Origin of the sequence: Jeotgalibacillus haloalkalitolerans (assembly GCF_034427455.1) — a bacterium.
Taxonomy (GTDB): Bacteria; Bacillota; Bacilli; order Bacillales; family Jeotgalibacillaceae; genus Jeotgalibacillus; species Jeotgalibacillus haloalkalitolerans.
In genome coordinates this window covers 649016-675355 of sequence record NZ_JAXQNN010000001.1, presented here as the reverse complement: position 1 = coordinate 675355, position 26340 = coordinate 649016, and the positions used below count along the sequence as shown (strand labels likewise).

The following is a 26340-nucleotide window of genomic DNA, read 5'->3' as shown; positions in this document are numbered from 1 at the left end:
CCTGCTGTTACTAGGGCATTGTGGACGAGATTTGCGAGTTTTAAACATTGATAGGAATTAAAAAGTTTGGCGTTTGATCTCCGTTCCAGGCGGACGCTTTCCGGACGGTGGTTGCTGAGCCTCCTCGCCTTCGGCTGCGGGGTCTCACCTTCCCACTAATCGTCCCGGAGTCGCCGCCTTCCACTTCGATCAACGCTGCGAATAATAAATGTTAATTACATATGTCTCGAGTTATGAATGATTATTTTCATACTTGCACAGCTGAAGGTTCCCGCGTAAGGCGGCGACTCCTATGGCAGGAAGGGGCAGGTGAGACGGAGCATGGCGAAGCCTGCTGGCTCACCGCCCGGCAATGGAAAGCGTCCGCCTGAAGCGGGAACCTTCAGCAATCTTTATCAGAGGTATGATTGAGTAACTCACAAAATACCATTCTATCTTTCCCGTTAATATCATAAATCACTTCAGTTTCATCATCAGGAAATGCTTTTTTCAGTAAAGCGGCGACGGTTTCTCCCTGACCTGCTCCGACTTCGAAGCCGATGAGACCGGGTCTGTTCATGACTGCCGGAAGCTGTTCGCTCATTTTTCTGTAGAGGATCAGTCCTTCTTCATCAGCAAAAAGTGCGGAGTGAGGCTCGTGATCTGTGACGACTTCTGACATTGAACTGATATCGCTGTAAGGAATGTACGGCGGGTTTGATAGAAAAACATCAAACTTTTTTCCTTCAAGCGGCTGAAGCAGGTCACCTTCTAAAAATTCGATATTGGCGGCATTTGAGGCGGCATTCTTTTTAGCTGTGTGAAGTGCTGCCGGTGATAAGTCTGTTGCTGTGACCTCCCAGTCCGGGCGTTCAAGCTTCATCGTTACACCAATTACACCGCTCCCTGTGCCAACGTCCAGCGCCTGAATGTTTTCTCTTTTATCAAAGATACGATCTGTTCTTTCAAACATATAAAAGATCAGTTCTTCTGTTTCCGGCCGTGGAATCAGGACGTCGCCATTTACCGCAAAGCGTCTTCCGTAAAATTCTTCATAACCCATCAAATGCTGTACTGGTACACCTTCGACATGTTTTTCGACAGCTTTTTTAAAAGCCTCCAGCTGGTCATCAGACAGAAGTTCTCTCAGTTCCATAAAAAATTTGTGCCGGTCAAGTCCCGTGATATGTCTCAATAATAATTCGGCCGCGTGCGCTTCGCGGTCATGATCCTCTAAATAAGAAGAAGCCCAATTAAGGGCCTCGTACATTTTAAGCTTCTCCATTATTCATCGCTTCCATTTTAGCAGATTGTTCTTCTAAAATAAGCGCCTCAATAATTTCATCCATTTTACCCTGAAGGATCTGATCGAGCTTCTGGATCGTTAAGCCGATGCGGTGATCCGTTACACGGTTTTGCGGGAAATTGTATGTGCGGATACGCTCTGAGCGGTCACCTGTACCAACAGCTGACTTACGGACAGCATCGTATTCAGCACGTGCTTCCTGTTCGAACTTATCATAAATACGCGCACGCAGAATCTTCATCGCTTTTTCTTTATTTTTAATCTGTGATTTTTCATCCTGCATGGACACAACTACACCGGTTGGAACGTGTGTCAGGCGTACTGCTGACATCGTTGTATTAACCGACTGTCCACCCGGACCACTTGAAGCAAATGTATCAACACGGATATCTTTTTCATGAATATCCACTTCCACATCCTCTACTTCAGGAAGACACGCAACAGTCGCAGTTGACGTATGAATCCGGCCGCCTGATTCTGTTTCAGGAACACGCTGTACGCGATGTGCACCGTTTTCGTATTTCATTTTGGAATAAGCACCGGTTCCATTGATCATAAAAGTGATCTCTTTATATCCGCCAACCCCTGTTGTGCTGGCATCCATCACTTCAATTTTCCAGCCTTGAGATTCAGCGTAACGGCTGTACATACGGTAAAGGTCACCGGCAAATAAAGCAGCCTCATCTCCACCGGCTGCACCACGGACTTCCATGATTACGTTCTTATCATCATTCGGATCTTTTGGTAAAAGGAGCACGTGCAGCTTTTCTTCAAGTGCTTCAATTTCAGCAGAAAGCTCACTTACTTCTTCTTTTACCATGTCACGCATATCAGCGTCGAGCTTTTCATTCAGCATTTCTTTTGCATCTTTGTGCTGCTCGAATACTTCTTTATAACGGCGATACGTCTCAACTGTTTCAGACAGGTCTGATTGCTCTTTTGAGTATTCACGCAGTTTATTTGTATCATTGACGATCTCAGGGTCGCTGAGCAGTTCATTTAATTTATCATAGCGGTCTTCTACCGCTTGTAATCGATCAAACATGATATCTTCACCTCTTTAGTTAGTATAGCCGATGGCGGGGTGTCTCACAACTGAAATCAGCTTCTCAGTAAACGGTTTGTGGCAGCTCCAGGCAGAAGCTTTCCGCTGCCGGGCGGTGAGCCCCTCTGTGCCATGTATGGTCTCACCTTTCCTTTTCCGCCACTGGAGTCCCTGCCTTCCTCTGCCACAAATCTTATATTCATTTACTGCGCCATTTAAAAAGAATCACTCTCTCCAATAAGAATATGAAGAAAATGATTCTCTATCCAAAACGTTATAAGTTAAACTTTTTCAGATGAGACGGTTACGCCCTTGGGCACTTCGTGATGGTGGCGGCAGCGTGGTTCGTATGCTTCTGATGCACCGACTAAAATAACCGGGTCATCATAACCTGCAGGACGTCCTTCGATCAGACGCTGCGTTCTGCTTGCCGGCGATCCGCAAACTGCACATACTGCCTGGAGCTTCGTTACCTGTTCAGCAAGTGACATCAGGTGTGGAACCGGACCAAAAGGCTCGCCTCGGAAATCCTGATCAAGACCCGCTGTGATCACTCTGAATCCCTGATCAGCAAGCTTTGTGATGACATCTACTACGCCTTCATCAAAAAACTGAACTTCATCGATTGCGATCAGATCTGCCTGCTCGGTTACCTGTTCAAGAATTTCTGAAGAATGCTCAACAGGTACGGCGATGACAGATGCTCCATTATGGGAAACAATGGCTTCTTCACTATAGCGATCGTCGAGTTTTGGTTTAAATACTAAAATGTGCTGTCTTGCAAATTGTGCGCGTCTTACGCGTCTGATCAGTTCTTCTGATTTTCCGGAAAACATACTTCCGCAAATCACTTCCACCCAGCCCGTCTGTTTCATTACATACACGTTTCCTTCAGCTCCTTTGGTCGTTTACAGTACGCTTATGTAAAAGCATAATTTTCTTCTGTAACGCTGCCCCTTTACGTGGGTCAGCTGAATGTGGCTTATACGTTACATATTTCATAAACACTTTGTCGTGTTTTTAAGAACAATATCTATCATTGCAATATGGTTTAAGTCTATTGAAAAACACCTCTTCGTTCAAGAGGCGATTTGACTGAATCTGTTGTTTTATTTCCTTAATTGGCGAATTTAACCGTAAAAAAACAGGCAAGAATTTGATTCTCGCCTGTTTTGATTTACGAAAATTACTTAAGACCGTATTTTTTGTTGAAGCGATCAACACGGCCGTCCGCTGCTGCGAACTTCTGACGTCCTGTGTAGAATGGATGGCATTCCGAGCAAACCTCGATACGAATGTCTTCCTTAACAGAACCTGTTTCAAATTCATTACCGCAAGTACAAGTTACCTTTGCAGCTTTGTAATTTGGATGAATATCAGTTTTCATCTCAGTCATCTCCTTCCGCCCTGAACCATCTGGAACAGAGTAAGTATCTTACATACTAGCACGGTGCCAGATATGTTTCAAGCACACTGCTTACATTATAGCAGGGTGAATTGAGTGTAGCAACCTTGTTTTTGAAAATTGTTTGCTTTAAAAAACGCTGCTGGTTTCCGTGGAGGGCTGCGCTTTCCTGCCCCCGGGCGGTGAGCCCCTACATGCTTCGCATGCATGGTCTCACCTGTCCCTTCCTGGGGCGGGAGTCTCCGCCCTCCACTCCAACCAACAGCTGAGTGTGATTGTGACATAAAAGATCATAACCAAATCTTCTGATCACTACTTAGTGAAACGGAGCGTAAGGCGGCGACTCCGGGACGATTAGAGGGAAGCTGAGACCCCGCAAGGCTTGCCTGAGGAGGCTCAGCAACCTCCGTCCGGAAAGCGTCCGCCTGAAGCGCAGTGCAACGGTTATAAAATCACTTACTTTATTCTAAGACTTTATTTCTTACGACTTACGCCCGCTTGATTTCATTTCTTCTGTCAGGTTTTCAAAGAACTCCTGGTTCGTCTTTGTCTGACGGATTTTGCGAACGAGACGCTCGCCGAAGTCATGTGAATCTGACAATGCGCGGCGGATCGCCCAAAGTTTATCAAGATGGTCTTTTGTAACGAGCAGTTCTTCTTTACGCGTACCGCTGCGGCGGACGTCAATTGCAGGGAAGATACGGCGCTCTGCCATGCTGCGGTCCAGGTGAAGCTCCATGTTACCTGTTCCTTTAAACTCTTCATAGATGACTTCATCCATACGTGATCCTGTATCAACCAGTGCTGTTGCAAGGATCGTTAAGCTTCCGCCTTCTTCAATGTTACGCGCAGCTCCGAAGAAACGCTTTGGACGGTGGAACGCAGCCGGGTCAATACCACCTGAGAGCGTACGGCCGCTTGGCGGAATTACCAGGTTATAAGCACGTGCCAGACGTGTAATGCTATCCATCAGAATGACCACGTCACGCTTATGCTCAACTAAACGCATGGCACGTTCAAGAACAAGCTCTGCAACTTTAATATGATTTTCCGGCACTTCATCAAATGTTGAGCTGACAACATCAGCATCAACAGAACGTTCAATATCCGTTACTTCCTCAGGACGTTCATCGATCAGCAGGACAATCAGTTCAGCTTCAGGATGATTTGTTGTAATGGAGTTAGCAATTTCTTTCATCAGCATCGTCTTACCTGCTTTTGGAGGGGCAACGATTAATCCACGTTGACCAAAACCAACCGGTGACACCAGGTCCATAATACGTGTTGATAGCTGGCGCGGCTGGTTTTCAAGCTTAATTTGACGATCAGGATATAAAGGCGTCAGTGCAGGGAAATGCACACGCTCTTTTGATGTTTCAGGATCTTCCCCGTTCACTGCTTCAACATGCAATAATCCGAAATAACGCTCATTTTCTTTCGGCGGTCTTACTTTACCGGAAACTTTATCACCATTTCTCAGGTCAAAACGGCGGATCTGTGAGGCTGAAATATAAATATCCTCAGAGCTTGGTGAGTAGTTGATCGGTCGCAGGAAGCCGAAGCCTTCAGACTGAATGACTTCAAGTACGCCTTCCATAAAGAAATAGCCTTCCTGTTCAGCACGTGATTTAAGGATTGCAAAAATTAATTCCTTTTTCGTCAGCTTGCTGTAATACGATACACGATACTCTTTTGCGAGCTCATATAATTCTTTTAATTTCATATTGTCGAGTGACGACATTTTTAATTCTTCCATAAAGGACACCCACTTCTGTTATTTTAAATGCTTCTTCAGCAAATCTATTGTGCTTGAAAAATGTTTGTGAGGAAAACTGGTTGAAATAGAGGTTGTGTAGCTGAAGTCAATCATTATTCTACTCTTATTTATCCGCACAATCAACGATGAAAATTGTCGGCTGGTGAGTACTTGTGTAACCGCTTATGATTTCCGTTTCAGGGGGACGCTTTCCGGACGGCGGTTGCTGAGCCTCCTCAGGCAAGCCTTGCGGGGTCTCAGCTTCCCGCTACTCGTCCCGGAGTCGCCCCCTTCCACTCTAATCAACGCTTTCAATGGATCAAAACTAATAGTTATTGAAAAGCCAACCTGAGCAATTTCTCGGAGTTCAGGACGAAGACTCTTGCGTAAAAAAACGATCGTGAAAGACCCTGGAAGGCAGTGGTTTTCTGCCTGGCCTGAGCGTTCGTCCGCGGAAAGCGAAGTCCTGAACGGAGAGAAATTGCGGTTACTACTATACCCAACGAAAAAACTCCAGGTTTTCATCCCGGAGCTTTCGACTATTACTTCATGACAAGGTTCGGCTTCTTTTTCAGGCTGTGTGTGCCTTTGATGAAGCGAACAGTGCCGGATTTTGCACGCATAACGAGAGAATCGGTTTCTCCGTATGTACCTTTGAACTGAACGCCTTTAAGGAGTTCGCCATCTGTCACACCAGTTGCTGCAAAGATTGCATCGTCACCGCGGACGAGGTCTTCCATACGCAGGACCTGGCTGACATCAATGTTCATTGCTTTACAGCGTTCTGCTTCTTCTTCATTTTGCGGAAGCAGGCGCCCCTGGATTTCACCGCCCAGACACTTTAGTCCAACTGCAGCGATTACACCTTCTGGCGCTCCGCCTGATCCGAAAAGAATGTCTACACCGGTCGTATCGAACGCTGTATTAATTGCGCCTGCAACGTCTCCATCACCAATCAGCTTGATGCGGGCACCTGCTGCACGCAGCTCTTCGATAATTTTCGCATGTCGCTCACGATTTAAAATCGTCGCAACCACATCTTCAATGTCCTTATTTTTCGCTTTTGCTACTGCTCTCAGGTTGTCAATGACCGGTGCATTAATATCAATACAGCCTACTGCTTCCGGCCCGACTGCAATTTTATCCATATACATGTCAGGTGCGTTTAGTAAGTTCCCATGATCCGCAACTGCGAGAACCGCAAGTGCATTCCAGCCGCCTGAAGCGACAATGTTCGTGCCTTCCAGCGGATCAACTGCTACATCAAGGCGGGGACCATAGCCTGTACCAAGTTTTTCACCAATATAAAGCATTGGTGCTTCATCCATTTCACCTTCACCGATGACCACTGTACCCTTCATCGGAATCGTATCGAATACATCGCGCATAGCAGTCGTTGCTGCATCGTCTGCTTCATTTTTCAAACCGCGACCCATCCATCTTGCTGATGATAATGCTGCTGCTTCTGTAACCCGTACAAGCTCCATTGATAAACTGCGTTCCATGTCATTCAACCCCTCGTGATTTGTCATGAATCAGTATAACACATTATTTTTTAATATGACATACTATTTGAAATTAAGCGTTATTCACCTGCTCAAGTTCTTCTGCTGACATTTCTTCACGCCAGATCACTGCACCAAGACCTGATAGTTTCTCAATCAAATCACTGTATCCGCGGTCAATGTGCTCAAGTCCAGTAACTTCAGTAATACCCTCAGCCATTAAGCCTGCGATGACAAGTGCAGCTCCTGCCCGTAAGTCAGAAGCTTTGACGCGTGCGCCCTGTAAAACGGACGGACCGTAGACAATGGCTGCGCGTCCTTCAGTTTTGATATTTGCGTTCATGCGCTTTAATTCGTCAATATGCTTAAAGCGCGCTGAGTAAATCGTATCAGTCACCATTGCTGTACCGTGAATTTTCGTCATCAGTGACGTCATCGGCTGCTGGAGATCTGTCGGGAATCCCGGATAAACAAGCGTCTGGATATCAATTGAATTCAGGCTTTCTGATTTTCCAATGTAGACATCTTCATCACCGATTTCGACAGGAACACCCATTTCACGCAGCTTGGCAATCAGCGATTCGACATGAAGCGGAATGACGTTATTAATTGTCACACCTTCCCCTGCTGCCGCCGCTAAAATCATGAATGTACCAGCTTCAATACGGTCAGGAATAATCGTGTGACGCGTACCGTGAAGCTCATCTACACCTTCAATTCTAATGACATTTGTTCCGGCACCTTTGATTTTTGCACCCATATTACTTAACAGTGTAGCTACATCAATGATTTCAGGTTCCTTTGCGGCATTTTCAATAACCGTCTGGCCCTTGGCTCTTACAGCTGCAAGCATAATATTGATCGTAGCACCTACACTTACAACGTCTAAATAAATACGGGCACCTCTCAGTTCATCAGCACGCAGGTACAGTGCTCCCTGTTCGTTTGTAACAGTCGCCCCAAGTGCTTCAAAGCCTTTAATATGCTGATCAATTGGACGTGGCCCAAGGTAGCATCCACCTGGCAGACCGATTGCCGCTTTTTTAAACTTGCCAAGCATCGCACCCATCAGATAATAAGAGGCACGGAGCTTTTTCACGCGTCCGTTTGGTAATGGCATTGCAACCATACCTTCAGGGTTCACACGCATTTCACCATCTTCAAATTCAACTTCTCCGCCAATCTCTTCTAAAAGCGCTTTTAATGTATGAACATCTGATATATCAGGTAAACCTTCAATCGTCGTTGGTGTGTCTGCAAGAATTGTTGCAGGGATCAGCGCAACTGCACTGTTTTTCGCACCACTGACTTTAATATTTCCTTTAAGGGGATTGCCCCCTTCAATTTTTAATTTCTCCATAGATTGAAGCTCCTTCCGAACCAGCTCTTTTATGTCTTTTTATGATGTGTATTTCCAGCTGAATCATGTGTGAAGGAAGCAGGATTTTTTACGATTTGCGATTATTCCAGTCGTTAAGAAATGCTTCAATTCCCGCTTCCGTTAGTGGGTGTTTAAATAGTTGGTGTAACACTTTTGATGGACATGTTGCAATATGCGCACCATTTAGCGCAGCCTGGGTGACATGCATCGGATGACGGATTGATGCCGCGATAATTTCTGATTTAATGTCATGCAGAATGAACATATCAGAAATTGTGCTGATCAGATCCATTCCATCGTGACCAATGTCATCAAGACGGCCAAGGAAAGGTGACACATAAGATGCACCCGCACGCGCTGCCATCAGTGCCTGGTTTGCACTGAAAATCAGCGTCACATTTGTTTTAATACCTTCTTTTGCAAATGCCGCAGTTGCCTTCAGTCCATCAGGTGTCATGGGGACTTTAACGGTGATATTCGGTGCGATTGCAGCCAGCTCTTTTCCTTCTCTGATCATACCTTCCGCATCAAGAGAAATAACTTCTGCACTGACTGAACCATCTACAAGTGAGGTGATTTCCTTCAGACGGTCGTGGAACGAAATGCCTTCTTTCGCTACAAGCGACGGATTTGTTGTCACGCCGTCGATAATCCCCCAGCTGTGTGCTTCTTTGATCTCATCCATATTTGCTGTATCAATGAAAAATTTCAATGTGATCCCATCCTTTTTTATGTATTTGGTGTTGCCCGCTGATCTGCGCTTCAGGCGGACGCTTTCCTGGATGAGCCGTTTTGTGGCTCCATTAGACCTCCTCGGCGCAAGCGCCTGCGGGGTCTCAGCTTCCAACTAATCGTCCCGGAGTCGCCGCCTTACGCTCCGATCAACTTCGTGTGACTTTGGTAAATTTAATTACTAACTAATGTACCAATTTTCTTTCAATTAAAAAAGATAATTTTCCGATGTTTAATAAGTAAATTTAGGCTTTGATTGGAGTGGTAGGGCGAGAATCCTGCGGAAAAACGATCGTGAAAGTCCTAGAAGGCAGTGGTTTTCTGCCTTGGCCTGAGCGTTCGTCCGCGGAAAGCGAAGCCCTCCCACGGAAATCAAAGCCGGTTACCAGAGCCATAAAATATTTAAAAAAGGCCGGCTCAAAAAACGGTTGGGCCGCTTATTCGAAAATAAGCGGCTTGCCTGTTTGTGAGCCAGCCTCTTTTGATATGACTCAATTTCTACCCCATGAAACCGAGTGACGAGTTACGCTTTGTTTGATGAACCAAATTCACGCATTTTGCCGATTACTGTTTCTTTAATCACTTCACGCGCTGGTCCAAGATATTTACGTGGATCATATACTTCTGAGTCAGCAGCAAGTACTTCACGTACTTTCTTCGCTGATGCAATCTGGTTTTCTGTGTTCACGTTGATTTTAGCTGTTCCGTAAGAGATCGCTTTTTGGATATCTTTTGTTGGAATGCCTGTACCGCCGTGAAGAACGATTGGTACGCCTGCTTCGTTACCGATCTGCTCCATTTCCTTGAATCCAAGGTTCGGTTCGCCTTTGTAAGGACCGTGAACTGATCCAAGTGCTGGTGCAAGTGTATCGATACCTGTGCGTTCTACAAGTTCTTTACATTCTTTAGGATCTGCATAGATCACGCCATCTGCAACCACGTCATCTTCCTGGCCGCCTACAACGCCAAGTTCAGCTTCTACAGAAACTCCTTTAGCGTGTGCGTATTCAACAACTTTAGAAGTTACTTCCACGTTATCTTCGAAAGGACCGTGAGAAGCGTCAATCATTACAGATGTGAAACCTGCATCAATTGCTTCTTTACACTTGTCAAAGCTTGATCCGTGGTCAAGGTGAATTGCTACTGGTACAGTAATGTTTAAGTCTTCAAGAAGACCTTCAACCATTTTCACCACAGTTGTAAATCCGCTCATGTAGCGGGCAGCACCTTCAGAAACACCAAGAATTACAGGTGATTTTTCTTCTTCAGCAGCCTGAAGAATCGCCTGAGTAAATTCAAGGTTATTCAGGTTGAACTGACCTACTGCATAGCCCCCATCCTTCGCTTTGTTCAGCATATCTGTCATTGATACTAATGGCATAATTAGTTTCCTCCTTTAAATAAACGGCATAGCTTTTGCACAACCATTTTCTCTAGTATCATACCAAACGTTTTAGCATTTTACCATGCCAGCCGCTCATCTTTTCAAATTAGGACGTGCTAATTTGCCTTTATATGCTCTTTGACAAGGTTTCTGATGTCCTGAATGTCAAAAGGCTTCGTGATGTGTGTAAGCGCTCCCAAAGATTCTGCCTCCTGAATCATGCCGAGTTCACCATAGGCTGTCATGATAATGACTTTGATCTCCTCTTCCTTTTCTTTCATTTTACGCAAAATCTCAATGCCATCCATTCCCGGAATTTTCATATCGAGCAATACTAGATCCGGCTCTTCTTTTAAAAGCGCCAGTGCTTCCATTCCATTTGCTGCCTGATAAGTCTGGTACCCTTCTTTTTCAAGAATTTCATTCAGCAGAATACGTATGCCAAATTGATCATCTACAATCAGTACTTTTTCCACATTTCCACCTCTTTTTTGTGATACCCAACTTACCCAGGTTCGCTTTGTATGTATACTTCTTCATAATAGAGTAATACGGTCTGTTTCTCAATCAGTGCTTATTATGGTACATTCAACACAAATAGATGAGTTCCTTCCTATTAATGAAGAAACCGTTTGCGCTTTTTCGACAAATAGTGAGGAAATCAATTGAAAGGATGACACTTATGCTAAAAATGTTCACTACACAGCTGACCGGATTATTCGGCAGATTGCAGTCTAAAGAAGAAATGGAAATTGAAAATGCCGCCCGCCTTTTAGCACAGGCTTCAGTTGGTGACGGCTCTATTTATATAAAAGGATTTGGAGAAATGGCAGGCGTGACTGCTGAAGCCTTGCAGGGTGAGGAGCCGCTTGAAGGCGTACGCGAATTACAGAATGCAGATGAATTAACTGTCGCTGACCGCGTGCTGCTTGTCACAAGAAGAACGACTGACCCACAGGCGCTCGCTTTTGCAGAAAAGCTGATTGAAGCTGAAGTGCCTTTTGCTGTGATTGCAGGGAAAGTAAAGGATGCAGAGCAAGACCTTCAGGAAAAGGCAGATTCATTTCTGAACACGCAAACCGTGCGGGGCATGCTGCCGGATGAATTTGGCGGACGATTCGGTTTTCCATCACTGATGGCTGCTCTTTATTTATACCATGGTGTGAAGTTTGTGCTGGATGAGATTCTGGAGGATTATTAATAGATGGAATGCCCCGGCTGCTGGAGATTGCGGCCGGGGTTTTTTATATTTGAGTGCAATGTCCGGACTTGAATGGCAATGGCGGGTGTGAATAATTCCTTCATTTGAAGAGTTTTTCACTCAATTTGATTTTTATTTGTTCATTCTGGCTGATGGATTCCTTCAATTTTGCTATTGATTACTTCATTTCAATTCAGATCGTCGTAATCGCATCATCTTTAAGATTAATTCTATCAACTCAGAACAGATTCCCTTCAGGTACCAACTACAATTCCATCAACATGTTTCACTCCATTACAGACTTATGCCTATAATATTTAGTTCCTTTCGTTTTACCAGCGACTGAAATGCTCATGCCATTTACCATTCTTCTGACCTGCTGGTTATGTTCAATCAGAAAAAAGTGCCTGATATCTTTATTAGTGAGACCTTCTCCTTTTAATAAAAACAGTTCTTCAAGTGCACTGTGATGAGCTTGATCTGATATTGCCCGGCAGGATTGGCACTCCCACTTACTTTTGTACTTCATTTTCATGCCGAATATCTGACACCCTGGACACTCGACACCCATGTGAAAGTCATGAAATTGAAGGCCATAACGAGTCAGCCAGTCAGATTCCAATTCTTCATTTGCCCTGAGCAATAATTCAGCAATTTTCTTAACTTGAGAATGACTGATCTTTTTTATGTGGAGTCCGGCTATTCTTTTTTGGATATGGGATTGAAGCGCTTCGGCGGGTATAACATTTTGAAGTACATGAGGGGTTTTAGATTGTACGATTGTGCGGCTGTTTGACATAACAATTAATGGGATGACGGGCAGGTTGGGAAGTTTGTTCTTTTTAAGGAAAGCTGTGAGCTGCTGCTTTTGCCTGTCTGTTTGCAAATGAAAGTCTTTGAATGCTTCTGTTACACCGTTATGGGTGCGGATCACCTGCTGAAAGTCGGTGTTGAATTCGATTGTGCCCGCTATGTTTTTCACTTCAATGATGATAATTGCGTTAGAAAAGATCAGGGTCGAATCTATTTGAAAATAATGAAGTTCCCCTTTTAAACGAAGGTTGTGAAGAGTGAGGTGCGGAGTGTCAATAAAGCTCAGATGATAATCAAGACCTGTCTCACCCTTGTGCCCGGCGACCATTATAGCTAACTGACGCTGGATTTCCGGATATTTCGGGTGAAATGGCTTTAGTCTTTTTGCGATGACCTCTAATGATTTTATATGACGGGGAACAGTCTGGGGTTTAATGATCAAATTATTTCCTCCATTTCAGTATGCGAAGAATGATGCCAATTGGGATCAGAAGAAAACTCGTATAGATTGATGTCCATTTGATTGCTGTAAAAAACGGAGCAATCGTTGCGAAGAAATCGAGCGTGTCCGGGTAAGCATTCATTACTAGAGATGTACTGAGATTCTCCAGATAATCAAAGATCAGACCAAATAACGGCAGCAGAATGACCCATCTCCATTTCGACTGGCGAAGCGGCTTGAAAAGCAGACCGACTGTAGTGGTCAGAAACAGAAAATAGGCAATTGGCCAGACAACATCGAACGTGTAGCGAGCCCGAATATAGTATGATCTCCCCTCTTCTCCATAAGTATCGGCAATTGAATAAAGCGTGGCTGGCGAATAGAAAAAAGAACCATCCGGAGATTCCGATGTTCCGGTTATACGGGAAGACTCTGCAGCTTCATTAGGCAAAATGAACCCTAAAAAAGCACCGAAAATAATAAAAGAAACGAGCCATGTTTTCCAGTTAGACCATTTATACAGCTTCTGCATGTTGTTCACCTCCTTTTGTTGATTATACCCAGTTCCGATCGTACACGCTAACTTTAACATGAGGTGAAAGGTAAATGAAGGAAACACCGATTGTTCTGAAGGGAATATTGGTTTATGTGAAGGAATCAGAACCGCGGTTGAAGGAAAAAAAGCCCTCCGCAGCTCCATTGAAGCAATGAAGGTGCAGATTGATCGAATCATTTCTGTATTGAGGGAATCTCCACCGATATTGATGCAAAAAAACACAGATTGAAGGAAATCCGAAATCCGCCTCCGCCAGCCACCTCGCCCCGCCAATCGCTCAAAAAAAATCCTCCACCCAACCCCGGGTGGAGGATCAACTTAAATTATTTCTTCATTGTTGCTTCAATAAAGTCTCTGAATAATGGCTGCGGACGTGTTGGGCGTGATGTGAATTCCGGGTGGAACTGTGACGCCACGAACCATGGATGGTCAGCAAGCTCAATGATTTCTACAAGACGGCCGTCAGGGCTTGTACCTGAGAATAGGAATCCTGCGTCCTCCATTTTCTCACGGTACTGGTTGTTGAATTCAAAGCGGTGACGGTGGCGCTCATATACGACTTCGTTGTCATATGCTTCGAATGCTTTTGTACCTTCAGTCAGCTTACATGGATAAAGTCCAAGACGCAGCGTTCCGCCAAGGTCTTCGATATCCTTCTGTTCAGGTAACAGGTCAATGACCGGATATGGCGTTGTCGGGTTGATCTCAGCTGAGTGAGCCCCTTCAAGTCCAAGTACATTGCGTGCAAATTCAACACTTGCAAGCTGCATACCAAGGCAGATACCAAGGAATGGTGTTTTTGTTTCACGCGCATAGCGGATTGCTTCGATTTTACCTTCGATGGCACGGTCGCCGAAGCCACCTGGTACAAGGATTCCGTCAACGTCTGCAAGCTCCTGCTCAATATTTTCACGCGTCAGCAGTTCAGAATTCAGCCATTTCACTTCAACGTCTGCGTCAAAGCTATAGCCTGCATGGCGAAGTGATTCTACAACTGAAATGTAAGCATCCTGCAGCTCAACGTATTTACCAACAAGCGCAATCGTTGTCTTTTCCTTCAGGTTACGTACACGGTCCACAAGTGCATTCCATTCAGTCATTTCAGGCTGAGGTGCGTCAAGCTGGAAGTGGTCACAGACGATCTGGTCCATGTTTTGAGCCTGAAGCGCAAGTGGTACAGCGTAAAGCGTATCTGCATCTGTTGCTTCGATGACTGATTTTTCATCGATGTCACAGAACAGCGCAATCTTATCTTTCATATCCTGAGAAATCGGGTTTTCTGTACGAAGAACAATGATATTCGGCTGGATACCAAGGCTGCGAAGCTCTTTTACACTGTGCTGTGTCGGCTTTGTTTTCATTTCGCCGGCAGCTTTAATGTATGGCACAAGCGTACAATGAACGTACATCACATTCTCACGGCCTACATCACTCTTAATCTGACGGATTGCTTCAAGGAATGGAAGAGATTCGATATCCCCTACTGTTCCGCCAATTTCAGTGATCACGATATCCGCATTTGTTTCACGGCCTGCACGGAAAACGCGCTCTTTCAATTCGTTTGTGATATGCGGAATTACCTGTACAGTTCCGCCAAGATAGTCACCGCGACGCTCTTTCTTTAGAACCGTCGAGTAGATCTTACCTGTTGTCACGTTGCTGTATTTGTTCAGGTTAATGTCGATAAAACGCTCATAGTGACCAAGGTCAAGGTCAGTCTCAGCGCCATCATCTGTTACGAATACTTCACCGTGCTGGTATGGACTCATTGTTCCAGGGTCTACGTTGATATATGGGTCGAACTTCTGAATTGTTACGTTCAGCCCTCTGTTTTTTAAAAGGCGTCCAAGTGATGCTGCTGTAATACCTTTACCAAGCGATGATACTACGCCGCCTGTGACGAAAATATATTTTGTTGACATGTGTATTTCTCCTTTCGGGTTTACGAGGTTCGGTAGGGTGACCGTTGACCTCCGCTTCAGGGGGGACGCTTCGGTCAACTCTGTACATTAGAATTAAGTCTTAAAAATCAAATCTATTATTCTTAATTCAAATGTGATTCTTTTAAGCCAACAATAAACAGTTCATTGCTGTTAAAAAGAGTTTTATAAAAAATAAAAAGCGCCCCTCCTGCGTGTAAAACGCAAGGGAGCGCGGATATTTGCGATTGATCCCTTTAAAGGGAGCCCAAATAAAATACTACCATCAAATTTTAAAAAATCAAGAAAGAATTAAATGGCGGAAAAGACTGACGATTTAAAGATTCTCCTCTTCTTCGTCTTCTTCAAGGTCTTCATCATCTTCATCATCGTCAAGATCATCATAATCGACGTCGTCTTCGAATTCTTCTCCGTCGATGTCTTCCACGTCTTCAACTTCATCGTCGATTTCGTCATAGACAAGGTCGTCTTCTTCGTCATCGAGGTTGTCAAAGTCAAGATCTTCTTCTGCTTTTTTCTTCTTCTTAGACTTTGTCTTTTTCTTCGTTGTCTGGATTTCGCTTGTGATCTGCTCGTCTTCTACCTGGTCAAGCGGGTACCATGAACGTAGACCCCAGCCTTTGTCTGAGTCGAGATAGATGAAGCGGCCGTCCATGTTCAGGTCTGTATAGAACTGAACGATTCTGTCACGTGCTTCTTTATCTGTTACACCTAGCAGGCGTTTCCATTCTTCGACCATGTCATTGAATGTCATTGAGTTATGGTTATCAACGAGCAGCTGGTGTGCGATTTCTATAAATGAATATTCACGCAGATCTTCTACTGAGCGATTTTTAAGTTCCATGATTTGCACTCCTTTGGTTTGGGTGATGTTGCTGTCAGAAGTTGATCCCTTTATAACCAGTTGATTGGTGCTCCGGGGTACTCGCTTTCCGCGGGTGGGGTGATAAGCCTTCTCGGCTTCGCCTGTGGGGTCTGATCAGCCCGCACTCTCCCGCAGGAGTCTCGCACCCCTCCGCACCAATCAACTTCAGTTTGTTATAAAACATTCATCTTCATAAACAACTTGTATAGAATTTCATAATATACATTACTAAAACCTTGTAAAAGCCCATAATAATTTCTGCACAGCTGATGATTGCAGCGTAAGGGGGCGACTCCTGCGGCAGGAAGGGACGTGTGAGGCCATGGCGAAGCCTGCGGGCTCACCGCCCGGCCGCGGAAAGCGTCCCCCTGAAGCGGAAATCATCAGCCAACCTTTACAATGTAAGCAAAGTATTTAAATGAATTTAGCTCAAGGCATATGTTCCATTATAACCAAAGTTTTAATCAGAATGCCATAGTTACCATTGTTTTTTAGGAATTCTTTATTCGACCCTTTTTAGTTTCGCGCCATGCGAGCCAGTAAAACACGGCGGACAGCATCAAAAACGGTACTGCTCCAACCATCCGGCTGTATAAATAGAGTGTCAGCCCTGCGACTAGCAATATAGAGGCGCTTAAAATAAGCAGTTTTTTCACTAAATCACGTCCTGATCAAAATGATTACTCTTAGTATAGTACAAAAAGAAAACTGCCGGGTAATAATCCGGCAGTTTTAACGGTAATTTAATACTACATATTCCGACGGTATTGTCCGCCCACTTCATATAAAGCATGTGTAATTTGACCGAGCGAGGCCACTTTTACTGTTTCCATCAGTTCAGCAAACAGGTTGCCACCTGATACAGCTGTTTCTTTCAACCGGTTCAGCGCTTCTTCAGCTTTGTCACCGTGCGTCTGCTGGAAGTTTTGAAGGTTTGTGATCTGCGTTTCCTTCTCTTCTTTTGTCGCACGTGCGAGTTCCATGCTGTCCATCTGTTCTTCTGATGGCGGGTTTGGATTCAGATAGGTGTTCACGCCGATAATCGGAAGCTCTCCTGTATGCTTCTTCATTTCGTAATGCATGGATTCTTCCTGAATTTTCCCGCGCTGATACTGCGTTTCCATTGCGCCAAGTACGCCGCCGCGGTCATTAATACGCTCGAATTCCTGAAGCACCATTTCTTCAACAAGGTCAGTCAGTTCTTCGACGATAAATGCACCCTGAAGCGGATTTTCGTTTTTACTTAAGCCGTGCTCTTTTGTAATGATCATCTGGATTGCCATGGCTCTGCGTACAGATTCTTCAGTCGGCGTTGTGATCGCTTCGTCATATGCGTTTGTGTGAAGCGAGTTACAGTTATCCTGAAGTGCCATCAGCGCCTGCAGCGTTGTGCGGATATCGTTGAAGTCGATTTCCTGCGCATGCAGTGAGCGGCCTGATGTCTGAATATGATATTTCAGCTTCTGACTACGTTCATTTGCTCCGTACTTGTCTCTCATCACTGTTGCCCAGATCCGTCTTGCTACACGGCCGATTACTGTGTATTCAGGATCAAGTCCATTTGAGAAGAAGAATGACAGGTTCGGTGCAAAGTCGTTAATATCCATTCCGCGGCTTAAGTAGTATTCAACGTACGTAAAGCCATTAGCCAGTGTAAATGCCAGCTGCGAAATCGGATTCGCTCCCGCTTCAGCGATATGATAGCCGGAAATTGATACTGAGTAATAGTTACGCACTTTATGATCGATAAAGTACTGCTGGATATCTCCCATCATACGCAGCGCGAATTCTGTTGAGAAGATACAAGTATTCTGTCCCTGATCCTCTTTTAGAATATCGGCCTGTACGGTTCCGCGTACCACCTGCAGCGTCTGTTCACGCACTTCAGTGAATTCCTCCATTGAAAGGGTGCGGCCGAGTTCTTCCTCACGTGCTTTTATCTGCTGGTCAACCGCTGTATTCATGAACATTGCCAGAATAATCGGTGCAGGTCCGTTAATCGTCATGGATACTGACGTTGATGGTGCACATAGGTCAAAGCCTGCATAAAGCTTTTTCATATCCTCAAGTGTACAAATGCTGACGCCGCTCTCTCCGACTTTTCCGTAAATGTCAGGTCGGTGGTCAGGATCCTCACCGTAAAGCGTGACTGAATCAAATGCCGTACTCAGGCGCTTTGCATCATCATCCTTTGAAAGGTAATGGAAGCGGCGGTTCGTCCGTTCAGGCGTCCCTTCACCGGCGAACTGACGCTTCGGATCTTCACCCTTACGTTTAAAAGGAAATACGCCTGCTGTATACGGGAATGATCCCGGTACGTTTTCTTTGTAGACCCACTTTAAAATTTCACCGTAGTCTTCAAACTTCGGCAGTGCAACTTTTGGAATCGACAGACCTGAAAGACTTGTTGTCTTCAACTCTGTGACGATTTCCTTATCGCGGATTTTTGTTGTGAATTGATCCTGTGCGTAAAGCTCTTTCAGCTGCGGCCAGTTTTCAAGAATCTTTTTAGACTCTGCTGAAAGCTGCTCCCACGTAGTTTCTTTCATTGTTTCAAGTACATTGACCGTTTCATCTTCGCCCGCTTCCCTTGCAGCTTCAATACTGCCTTCAAGCTGGAAGAATCGGCGTGCAAGCTTTACCTGCTCTTCAGCACCCTTATGATAGCGGCGAACGGTTTCTGAGATCTCGCGCAGGTAGTAGCGGCGGTCATTCGGGATAATGACGTTCTGCTTTTCCACTTCCGCTTTTTTAGAAAACGCGGTTGCCCAGTCTGTCTGAACCTTTTCGTTCACTTTTTCAATCAGTGCTGCGAAAAGTGTATTCGTGCCTGCATCGTTAAATTGGGATGCGATCGTACCGAACACCGGCATATCATCAAGGTCCTGATCAAACAGCATGCGGCTGCGCTGATACTGCTTCTGCACCTGGCGCTTCGCATCCTCACTGCCTTTACGCTCATATTTGTTAATAACAACAAGGTCTGCGTAATCAATCATATCGATTTTTTCAAGCTGTGAAGGCGCACCGAATTCACTCGTCATCACATACATAGAGATATCTGAGATCTCAGCGATTTCAGCATCCCCCTGTCCGATTCCGCTCGTCTCAACGATGACCATGTCATAGCCTGCAGCTTTCACAACAGAAATCGCATCACGGATCGCAAGTGACAACTCACTTTTAGAGCCGCGGGTTGCAAGACTTCTCATAAATACGCGGTCAGAGAAAATCGCATTCATACGGATTCTGTCTCCTAAAAGCGCGCCGCCCGTTTTCTGCTTGGTTGGATCGATTGAAAGGATCGCAACCTTTTTATCAGGAATTTCATTGATAAAACGTCGGATCAACTCATCTGTCAGCGAGCTTTTTCCTGCGCCCCCTGTACCTGTGATTCCGATAACCGGCGCATGCTTTTCTTCCGCTTTGACCTGGTCCATAATGTTCTGCCAGACGTCACTGTCATCCTTCATACGGTACTCAGCAAGTGAGATAAACTTTGATACGACAGGGATATCACCCGACGTCAGCTCACTGATCTCATGCTTCATTTCTTTTTCAACGGTTGCATAATCACACTCTTCAAGCATCCGGTTGATCATGCCCTGAAGCCCATTTGTACGGCCATCCTCCGGCGAAAAGATACGCGCGATTCCATATGCGTGAAGCTCTTTGATTTCACGCGGAATGATCACGCCGCCACCGCCGCCATAAATTTTGATATGCGGTGCACCGCGCTCTTTCAACAGGTCGTACATATATTTAAAATATTCAACGTGTCCACCCTGATAGGATGAAATTGCAATTCCCTGCACATCTTCCTGAATTGCAGCATTCACAACTTCCTCAACTGAGCGGTTGTGGCCTAGGTGAATGACCTCCGCACCGCTCGCCTGCAGTATTCTTCTCATAATATTAATCGACGCATCATGGCCGTCAAACAGGCTGGATGCCGTTACAAAACGAACCGGATGTTTCGGCTTATAGATTACTGGTTCATTTACTGCCATTGTTTATTCCCCCTTGTTCACCGCTGCCTGGTATCCCCTTACACCTTTCAGCAGCAGCTCGGTCTGTCTGTCCGTATACTGATCGATATTATATTCACGCAGCGCCCATCTTCTGAACGCCCACATCTGACCCTGTACGAAAATGTTCTGTGCGAGCAGATGAATTTCATCCTGCTCCATCACAAGCTCACCTTCATCCACACATTTCTGAATCAGCGTTTCAAACATTTTTGTCATTTCCAGCTCTTTTTTCAATACGTACGGCAGTGCATCCTTTGACAGTGACTTGGCTTCCTGATACATGACAAGCACTTCATCCTGCATACCGTCGACCACTTTAAAATAATGTGCAATCCCTCTTGATAAAGACTGCAGCGTCCCGCCATCAATCTCCATATCATGCAGGCGGACGCGGACTTCGTCATAGATCCTGTCACAGACGAGGTAGAGTACGTCTTCTTTTGTACGTATATATTCGTAGAGTGTACCGATACTGAATCCTGAAGCTTTGGCGATTTCACGTGTTGTGGTGCGGTGAAATCCTTTTTGCTTAAAAAGGGATACGGCCCCTTTGATCATCTGATCACGGCGCATTTCTATGAGCCGCTCGTCTTTTACTGAGGATTGTACTTCCCGTTTATTCTCCAATCGCATCCGCCACCTTTCACATTGTTGATGGGCCGTTGGCTTGAGGGACTTGAGTCTATTACAACCGCTTATGATTTCCGCTTCAGGGGGACGCTTTCCGGACGGTGGTTGCTGAGCCTCCTCGGCAAGGCCTGCGGGGTCTCAGCTTCCCACTAATCGTCCCGGAGTCGCCCCCTTCCGCTCCAATCAACGCTTTGTAAGTAGACACATTGATAAAAAGTAAAATGAATTTAAGAATTTAAGTAATGATCATAAGTTTGTTAGTTCAAGTCATATAAAGCGTTGATTGTAGCGGGTGGGCGAGACTCCTGCGGAAAAACGATCGTGAGAGACCCCGGAAGGCAGTGGTTTTCTGCCTGAGGAGGCTCGAGCGTTCGTCCGCGGAAAGCGAAGCCCTCCCGCGGAAATCAAAAGCGGTTATCTGCACCATTAAACTTATTTCGTCACCATACGGCCGATTACGAGGCGCTGGATTTCCTGGGTGCCTTCGTAGATCTGAGTGATTTTTGCGTCGCGCATGTAGCGTTCGACCGGGTAGTCCTTTGTATAGCCGTAGCCGCCGAAGATCTGTACAGCTTCCACAGTCACCTTCATCGCCGTGTCTCCTGCCATCAACTTAGACATCGCAGATTCCTTACCGTAAGGAAGTCCTTCTGATTCAAGCCATGCCGCCTGGTAAGTCAGCAGGCGTGACGCTTCAATGCTTGTTGCCATGTCTGCGATTTTGAAGGATACGCCCTGGTTTGCAAGGATCGTTTTGCCGAACTGCTCGCGTCCTTTTGCGTATTCAACTGATGCATCAAGTGCGCCCTGTGCAATGCCGACTGCCTGTGCTGCGATTCCGTTACGGCCGCCGTCCAGTGTCATCATGGCAATCTTGAAGCCTTCTCCTTCTTTCCCTAAAAGGTTTTCAGCAGGTACTTTAACATTGTCAAAGATCAGCTCAGTTGTCGGTGATGAACGAATACCGAGCTTTTTCTCTTTTTTACCGATCGAGAAGCCTTCCCAGCCTTTTTCAACAATAAATGCACTCATTCCGCGTGTGCCTGCTTCAGGATCTGTGACTGCGAAGATAATATACAGTTCTGCTGCGCCACCGTTTGTGATCCAGACCTTTGAACCGTTCAGTACGTAGTGATCACCGTTTTTCACAGCTTTTGTTTTCATTGAAGATACGTCAGAGCCTGCGCCCGGCTCAGAAAGTCCGTAAGCGCCAAGCATTTCACCCTGTGCAAGCTTTGTCAGGTAATGCTTTTTCTGTTCTTCTGTACCGAACTTATAGATCGGCCAGCTTGCAAGTGACAGGTGAGCGGATAGTGTTACACCTGTTGAAGCACAGACGCGTGACAGTTCTTCAACTGCGATTACATATGCAAGGTAGTCACTGCCGATTCCACCGTACTCTTCAGGCCATGGAATCCCCGTTAAGCCAAGCTCAGCCATTTTATCGAAGATTTCACGGTCAAAGCGTTCTTCTTCATCACGCTCTGCAGCTGTTGGTGCAACATCCTTTTCTGCAAAGTCGCGTACCATTTTACGGATCATTTCATGTTCTTCAGTTAACTTAAAATTCATGTTGGATTTCCCCCTATTTGGTTACGTGCTTACTGATCACGATTCTCTGGATTTCACTTGTACCTTCATAGATCTCACTGATTTTTGCGTCACGGAACAGGCGCTCTGCAGGATAATCTTCTGTATAGCCGTTCCCGCCAAATACCTGGACGCACTCGATTGCGTTATTCATTGCGGTTGATGAAGTGAACAGCTTTGCCATTGATGCTTCTTTTCCACACGGCTTGCCTTCCTGACGAAGGAATGCTGCCTGATAGACTAATAGTTTTGCAGCTTCAGCGGCTGTTGCCATATCTGCAAGCTTAAAGCCGATGCCCTGCTGCTGTGCGATCGGCTTACCGAACTGCTCACGCTCTTTTGCGTAAGCGACTGCATGTTCTACCGCTGCTTCAGCAATGCCAAGTGATTTTGCTGCGATTCCGATTCTGCCGACATCCAGGTTGCCAAGTGCGATTTTGAAGCCTTCCCCTTCTTCACCTAAAAGGTTTTCAGCAGGTACTTTCATATCTTCAAACGTCAGCTGGACTGTGCGTGAACCGTGAAGACCCATTTTCTCTTCATCTTTTCCGACAACAAACCCAGGGAAATTCTTCTCTACGATAAATGCGCTGATCCCTCTTGTCCCTTTTTCAGGATCTGTTACGGCAAATACGATATACGTGTCTGCTTCTCCACCGTTAGTGATGAAAATTTTAGAGCCGTTTAATACGTAATGATCGTCTTTTTTCACGGCCCGTGTTTTCAGGCTCGCAGCATCAGACCCTGCACTCGGCTCTGTCAGACAGAAGGCACCCAGGTGTTCTCCAGTCGCAAGCTTTGTCACGTATTTCTGCTTCTGCTCTTCATTTCCGTAGTATAAAATCGGGTTCGTTCCGACTGATGTATGAACGGATAGAATTACGCTGACAACCGGACTGACCTTCGCAAGCTCATTAATTGCAATGATGTAGGACGTGAAATCCATCCCTGCGCCGCCGTATTCTTCAGGAACCGTAATCCCCATCAGGCCAAGCTCAGCCATTTTATTTAAAATCTCACGCGGAAACTCTCCGGCTTCCATTCTTTCGATAAATGGCTCAATTTCCTCTTTTGCGAAGTCCCTGACCATTTTTTGCATCATGATTTGTTCTTCTGTAAATCGCAGGTCCATCTTTCTGATCCTCCCTGGTGTTTATTCGTAGCTGTAGAAACCGCGGCCGGTCTTCTTACCAAGCCAGCCCGCTTTTACATATTTGCGAAGCAGCGGACATGGGCGATATTTGCTGTCGCCAAATCCTTCGTGAAGAATTTCCATAATATAAAGGCACGTGTCAAGACCGATAAAGTCAGCAAGCTGAAGCGGACCCATCGGATGATTCATCCCCATTTTCATGACATCATCAATGGCTTCCTTCGTTGCCACACCTTCATAAAGTGTGTAGATTGCTTCATTGATCATTGGCATCAAAATACGGTTTGAAACAAATCCCGGGAAGTCTTCCACTTCAACAGGTGCTTTACTGAGCGACTTCGTCATATCTTCAATCGCCTGGTACACTTCATCTGATGTCGCAAGTCCGCGGATAATTTCAACGAGCTTCATGACTGGTACAGGGTTCATAAAATGCATGCCGATGACCTGCTCAGGACGCTTTGTTGCTGCTGCGATTTCCGTGATAGGAAGTGAGGAAGTGTTTGACGCTAGAATGGCATGTGCAGGTGCTGCCTGATCCAGTGTTTCGAAAATTTTTGTTTTGATACTCATGTTTTCTACGGCTGCTTCGATGATGAGGTCAGCATTTTTTGCATCGTTCAGATCGGTTGAACGTGTGATGCGGCCGAGCGTTGCGTTTTTATCTTCTTCTGTCATTCTTTCTTTGCTGACTGCACGGTTCAGGTTTTTTTCGATGACGCCGAGTCCGCGTGTGAGGAATTCGTCTTTCAGGTCGTTGAGGATAACGTTGTAGCCTGACTGGGCACATACCTGTGCAATGCCGCCGCCCATTTGTCCGGCGCCGATGACCATGACTGTTTTGATGTTCATTGGGATTCTCCTTTGTACTCTGATATGCCCTGTTGGTCTGAGCTCCGGACGGGAAGCTTTCCGCGGCCGGGCGGTGAGCCCCTCCGGCTTCGCCGTATGGTCTCACCTGTCCCTTCTCTGCCGCTGGAGTCACCCGTCCTCCGCGCAGCCCAACAGGGGATGGTGCAATGTACAATTCTTGTTTTGATAAACCGCAAACCTGCGCTTCAGGCGGACGCTTTCCGGACGGTGGTTGCTGAGCCTTGCGGGGGATCAGCTTCCCACTATTCGTTCCAGAGTCGCCGCCTTACGCTCCGGTCTGCTAGTATTTCTATTTTTAAAGCAATAGCATTTATCATGACTTTGTAACTCTTAAAAAATCAGTAACCTCTAGGTACATAATTCAGGATCAAACCTGAATCAGTACTGCGTCGCCCTGGCCTCCGCCTGAGCAGATGGCTGCGATGCCGAGTCCGCCGCCACGGCGTTTGAGTTCGTAGGCAAGTGTCAGGATGATGCGTGCGCCGCTTGCGCCGATTGGGTGACCAAGTGCGACTGCGCCTCCGTTGACGTTTACTTTTTCAGGGTCGAGCTTAGCGATTTTGTTACTTGCCAGTGCAACTGCTGAGAATGCTTCGTTGATTTCAAACAGGTCGATGTCTTCAAGCTTGTGGCCTGTTTTTTCAAGCAGTGCGTTGATGACAAGGCCAGGTGTTTGAGGGAAGTTTTTCGCTTCTACTGCTACTTCTGCGTGTCCAAGAATCGTTGCAAGCGGCTTTTTGCCTTCTTTTGTAGCGCGCTCATCGCTCATTAATACCATTGCGCAGGCACCGTCGTTGATGCCAGGCGCGTTACCTGCTGTGATTGTGCCGTCTTTTCCGAATGCCGGACGAAGACCTGCAAGTGTTTCAGGTGTAGTCCCTCTTCTGACTGATTCATCATTTTCAACAGCGATTGGATCACCTTTACGCTGAGGAACCTGAAGTGGAACAATCTCTTCAGCAAATACACCATTATCGATTGCATCGCCTGCAAGCTTGTGGCTTCTTGCAGCCCATGCATCCTGCTCTTCACGTGTCAGGCTGAATTCTTCAGCTGTTGAGTTTCCGTAAGTACCCATATGAACGTTGTTAAATGTACAAGTCAGTCCATCGTGAACCATCATGTCTTTTACCATCTGGTCTCCCATACGGAATCCTGATCTTGCTTTATCCATAAAGTAAGGCGCATTTGTCATTGACTCCATGCCGCCTGCAACAATCAGGGACTCATCTCCAAGTCTGATCAGCTGGTCTCCAAGTGTCACTGAACGCATGCCTGACGCACATACTTTGTTAATTGTTTCTGTTTTTACTTCCCATGGGATGCCTGCTTTTTGTGCTGCCTGGCGCGATGGGATTTGTCCCTGTCCGCCCTGCAGGACTGTTCCAAGGATAACTTCATCTATTGTTTCCGGTGCAACGTCTGCACGTTTAAGTGCTTCTTTGATTGCTGCTGCTCCAAGGTCTGATGCTGTGAATGATGCGAGTGATCCGCCCATTTTTCCGAAAGGTGTTCTTGCTCCGTCAATAATTACTGTTTTTGGCATTGTGATTCTCCCCTTTGTTTAACTTTGATAGCCGCTGATCTTCGCTGCGGATTGGCGCTTTCCGCGGCCAGGCGGTGAGCCCCTCCGGCTTCGCCGTAAGGTCTCACCTGTCCCTTCGCTGCCGCAGGAGTCGCCAACCCTAAGCTTCAATCAGCTTTGACTGCATTGATAAACACAGCCGGTCTAAAAGTAAAATTGAATCCGCTT

At 45.9% G+C, this 26340-nt stretch carries 21 protein-coding genes; 1 reads left to right on the top strand and 20 read right to left on the bottom strand.

Translation table 11 applies throughout. From position 1 onward, the window contains the following. Positions 1-382 precede the first annotated feature (382 nt). From prmC to UFB30_RS03215, 10 genes are all read right to left on the bottom strand, one after another. On the bottom strand, positions 383-1264 hold the full coding sequence (gene prmC / locus UFB30_RS03260) for a peptide chain release factor N(5)-glutamine methyltransferase (protein ID WP_322420239.1): 882 nt from the start codon (positions 1262-1264) through the stop codon (positions 383-385). Next, positions 1251-2330 (bottom strand): peptide chain release factor 1, encoded by a 1080-nt coding sequence (prfA, locus tag UFB30_RS03255; RefSeq protein ID WP_322420238.1) that lies wholly within the window; start codon positions 2328-2330, stop codon positions 1251-1253. The genes prmC and prfA overlap by 14 nt, the downstream gene beginning before the upstream one ends. A 281-nt stretch (positions 2331-2611) precedes the next feature. Further along, positions 2612-3214 (bottom strand): thymidine kinase, encoded by a 603-nt coding sequence (locus UFB30_RS03250; protein ID WP_322420237.1) that lies wholly within the window; start codon positions 3212-3214, stop codon positions 2612-2614. Positions 3215-3516: 302 nt separating this feature from the next. Next, positions 3517-3717: a 50S ribosomal protein L31 gene (rpmE, locus tag UFB30_RS03245; protein ID WP_039811605.1), complete on the bottom strand. Its 201-nt coding sequence runs from the start codon at positions 3715-3717 to the stop codon at positions 3517-3519. A gap of 499 nt (positions 3718-4216) precedes the next feature. Then, entirely contained in the window at positions 4217-5491 is a 1275-nt protein-coding gene (rho, locus tag UFB30_RS03240; RefSeq protein ID WP_322420236.1) for a transcription termination factor Rho, read from the bottom strand. Positions 5492-6033: 542 nt separating this feature from the next. Then, complete coding sequence (gene glpX / locus UFB30_RS03235; RefSeq protein ID WP_322420235.1) at positions 6034-6996, bottom strand: class II fructose-bisphosphatase; 963 nt, start codon at positions 6994-6996, stop codon at positions 6034-6036. Positions 6997-7069: 73 nt separating this feature from the next. Next, positions 7070-8356 carry a UDP-N-acetylglucosamine 1-carboxyvinyltransferase gene (gene murA, locus UFB30_RS03230; RefSeq protein ID WP_322420234.1) on the bottom strand — a complete coding sequence of 429 codons (1287 nt, stop codon included), beginning with the start codon at positions 8354-8356 and terminating at the stop codon, positions 7070-7072. An 88-nt stretch (positions 8357-8444) separates the two neighbouring features. Further along, positions 8445-9089, bottom strand: a complete 645-nt coding sequence (fsa, locus tag UFB30_RS03225) for a fructose-6-phosphate aldolase (protein ID WP_322420233.1) — start codon at positions 9087-9089, stop codon at positions 8445-8447. Between the two features lie 543 nt (positions 9090-9632). Next, the gene (locus tag UFB30_RS03220; protein ID WP_322420232.1) at positions 9633-10490 is read right to left on the bottom strand and encodes a class II fructose-bisphosphate aldolase; all 858 of its coding nucleotides are present in this window, start codon (positions 10488-10490) and stop codon (positions 9633-9635) included. Between the two features lie 119 nt (positions 10491-10609). Further along, a complete protein-coding gene (locus UFB30_RS03215; RefSeq protein ID WP_322420231.1) occupies positions 10610-10969 on the bottom strand; it encodes a response regulator in 360 nt (119 codons plus the stop codon). 206 nt (positions 10970-11175) lie between these two features. Here UFB30_RS03215 and UFB30_RS03210 point away from each other — a divergent pair, with 206 nt between their 5' ends. Next, entirely contained in the window at positions 11176-11694 is a 519-nt protein-coding gene (locus tag UFB30_RS03210) for a DUF2529 family protein (protein WP_322420230.1), read from the top strand. A 286-nt stretch (positions 11695-11980) separates the two neighbouring features. Here UFB30_RS03210 and UFB30_RS03205 read toward each other — a convergent pair whose 3' ends face one another. The 10 genes from UFB30_RS03205 to UFB30_RS03160 form a co-directional block, all read right to left on the bottom strand. Beyond that, positions 11981-12949, bottom strand: a complete 969-nt coding sequence (locus UFB30_RS03205; RefSeq protein ID WP_322420229.1) for a nuclease-related domain-containing protein — start codon at positions 12947-12949, stop codon at positions 11981-11983. 1 nt (position 12950) lies between these two features. Next, on the bottom strand, positions 12951-13481 hold the full coding sequence (locus UFB30_RS03200; protein ID WP_322420228.1) for a hypothetical protein: 531 nt from the start codon (positions 13479-13481) through the stop codon (positions 12951-12953). A 347-nt stretch (positions 13482-13828) separates the two neighbouring features. Next, entirely contained in the window at positions 13829-15427 is a 1599-nt protein-coding gene (gene pyrG, locus UFB30_RS03195) for a CTP synthase (RefSeq protein ID WP_322420227.1), read from the bottom strand. Positions 15428-15761: 334 nt separating this feature from the next. Beyond that, positions 15762-16289: a DNA-directed RNA polymerase subunit delta gene (gene rpoE, locus UFB30_RS03190; RefSeq protein ID WP_322420226.1), complete on the bottom strand. Its 528-nt coding sequence runs from the start codon at positions 16287-16289 to the stop codon at positions 15762-15764. Positions 16290-17059: 770 nt separating this feature from the next. Then, positions 17060-20320, bottom strand: coding sequence for a fused isobutyryl-CoA mutase/GTPase IcmF (icmF, locus tag UFB30_RS03185; protein WP_322420225.1), 3261 nt, complete (start codon positions 20318-20320; stop codon positions 17060-17062). Positions 20321-20323: 3 nt separating this feature from the next. Continuing rightward, a complete protein-coding gene (locus UFB30_RS03180; RefSeq protein WP_435390793.1) occupies positions 20324-20914 on the bottom strand; it encodes a TetR/AcrR family transcriptional regulator in 591 nt (196 codons plus the stop codon). A gap of 489 nt (positions 20915-21403) precedes the next feature. Next, entirely contained in the window at positions 21404-22543 is a 1140-nt protein-coding gene (locus UFB30_RS03175; protein WP_322420223.1) for an acyl-CoA dehydrogenase, read from the bottom strand. 13 nt (positions 22544-22556) lie between these two features. Beyond that, positions 22557-23693, bottom strand: coding sequence for an acyl-CoA dehydrogenase (locus UFB30_RS03170; RefSeq protein WP_322420222.1), 1137 nt, complete (start codon positions 23691-23693; stop codon positions 22557-22559). Positions 23694-23714: 21 nt separating this feature from the next. Further along, positions 23715-24566, bottom strand: a complete 852-nt coding sequence (locus tag UFB30_RS03165; RefSeq protein ID WP_322420221.1) for a 3-hydroxybutyryl-CoA dehydrogenase — start codon at positions 24564-24566, stop codon at positions 23715-23717. Positions 24567-24954: 388 nt separating this feature from the next. Beyond that, positions 24955-26133, bottom strand: a complete 1179-nt coding sequence (locus tag UFB30_RS03160; RefSeq protein ID WP_322420220.1) for an acetyl-CoA C-acetyltransferase — start codon at positions 26131-26133, stop codon at positions 24955-24957. Between the last annotated feature and the right edge of the window lie 207 nt (positions 26134-26340).

Excerpts from the sequence above, each read along its gene's own strand:
- prmC (WP_322420239.1), bottom strand. The coding sequence starts at position 1,264 with ATGGAGAAGCTTAAAATGTACGAGGCCCTTAATTGGGCTTCTTCTTAT.
- prfA (WP_322420238.1), bottom strand. The coding sequence starts at position 2,330 with ATGTTTGATCGATTACAAGCGGTAGAAGACCGCTATGATAAATTAAAT.
- rpmE (WP_039811605.1), bottom strand. The coding sequence starts at position 3,717 with ATGAAAACTGATATTCATCCAAATTACAAAGCTGCAAAGGTAACTTGT.
- rho (WP_322420236.1), bottom strand. The coding sequence starts at position 5,491 with ATGGAAGAATTAAAAATGTCGTCACTCGACAATATGAAATTAAAAGAA.
- glpX (WP_322420235.1), bottom strand. The coding sequence starts at position 6,996 with ATGGAACGCAGTTTATCAATGGAGCTTGTACGGGTTACAGAAGCAGCA.
- murA (WP_322420234.1), bottom strand. The coding sequence starts at position 8,356 with ATGGAGAAATTAAAAATTGAAGGGGGCAATCCCCTTAAAGGAAATATT.
- UFB30_RS03220 (WP_322420232.1), bottom strand. The coding sequence starts at position 10,490 with ATGCCATTAGTATCAATGACAGATATGCTGAACAAAGCGAAGGATGGG.
- UFB30_RS03210 (WP_322420230.1), top strand. The coding sequence starts at position 11,176 with ATGCTAAAAATGTTCACTACACAGCTGACCGGATTATTCGGCAGATTG.
- UFB30_RS03200 (WP_322420228.1), bottom strand. The coding sequence starts at position 13,481 with ATGCAGAAGCTGTATAAATGGTCTAACTGGAAAACATGGCTCGTTTCT.
- pyrG (WP_322420227.1), bottom strand. The coding sequence starts at position 15,427 with ATGTCAACAAAATATATTTTCGTCACAGGCGGCGTAGTATCATCGCTT.
- rpoE (WP_322420226.1), bottom strand. The coding sequence starts at position 16,289 with ATGGAACTTAAAAATCGCTCAGTAGAAGATCTGCGTGAATATTCATTT.
- icmF (WP_322420225.1), bottom strand. The coding sequence starts at position 20,320 with ATGGCAGTAAATGAACCAGTAATCTATAAGCCGAAACATCCGGTTCGT.
- UFB30_RS03180 (WP_435390793.1), bottom strand. The coding sequence starts at position 20,914 with ATGCGCCGTGATCAGATGATCAAAGGGGCCGTATCCCTTTTTAAGCAA.
- UFB30_RS03175 (WP_322420223.1), bottom strand. The coding sequence starts at position 22,543 with ATGAATTTTAAGTTAACTGAAGAACATGAAATGATCCGTAAAATGGTA.
- UFB30_RS03170 (WP_322420222.1), bottom strand. The coding sequence starts at position 23,693 with ATGGACCTGCGATTTACAGAAGAACAAATCATGATGCAAAAAATGGTC.
- UFB30_RS03165 (WP_322420221.1), bottom strand. The coding sequence starts at position 24,566 with ATGAACATCAAAACAGTCATGGTCATCGGCGCCGGACAAATGGGCGGC.
- UFB30_RS03160 (WP_322420220.1), bottom strand. The coding sequence starts at position 26,133 with ATGCCAAAAACAGTAATTATTGACGGAGCAAGAACACCTTTCGGAAAA.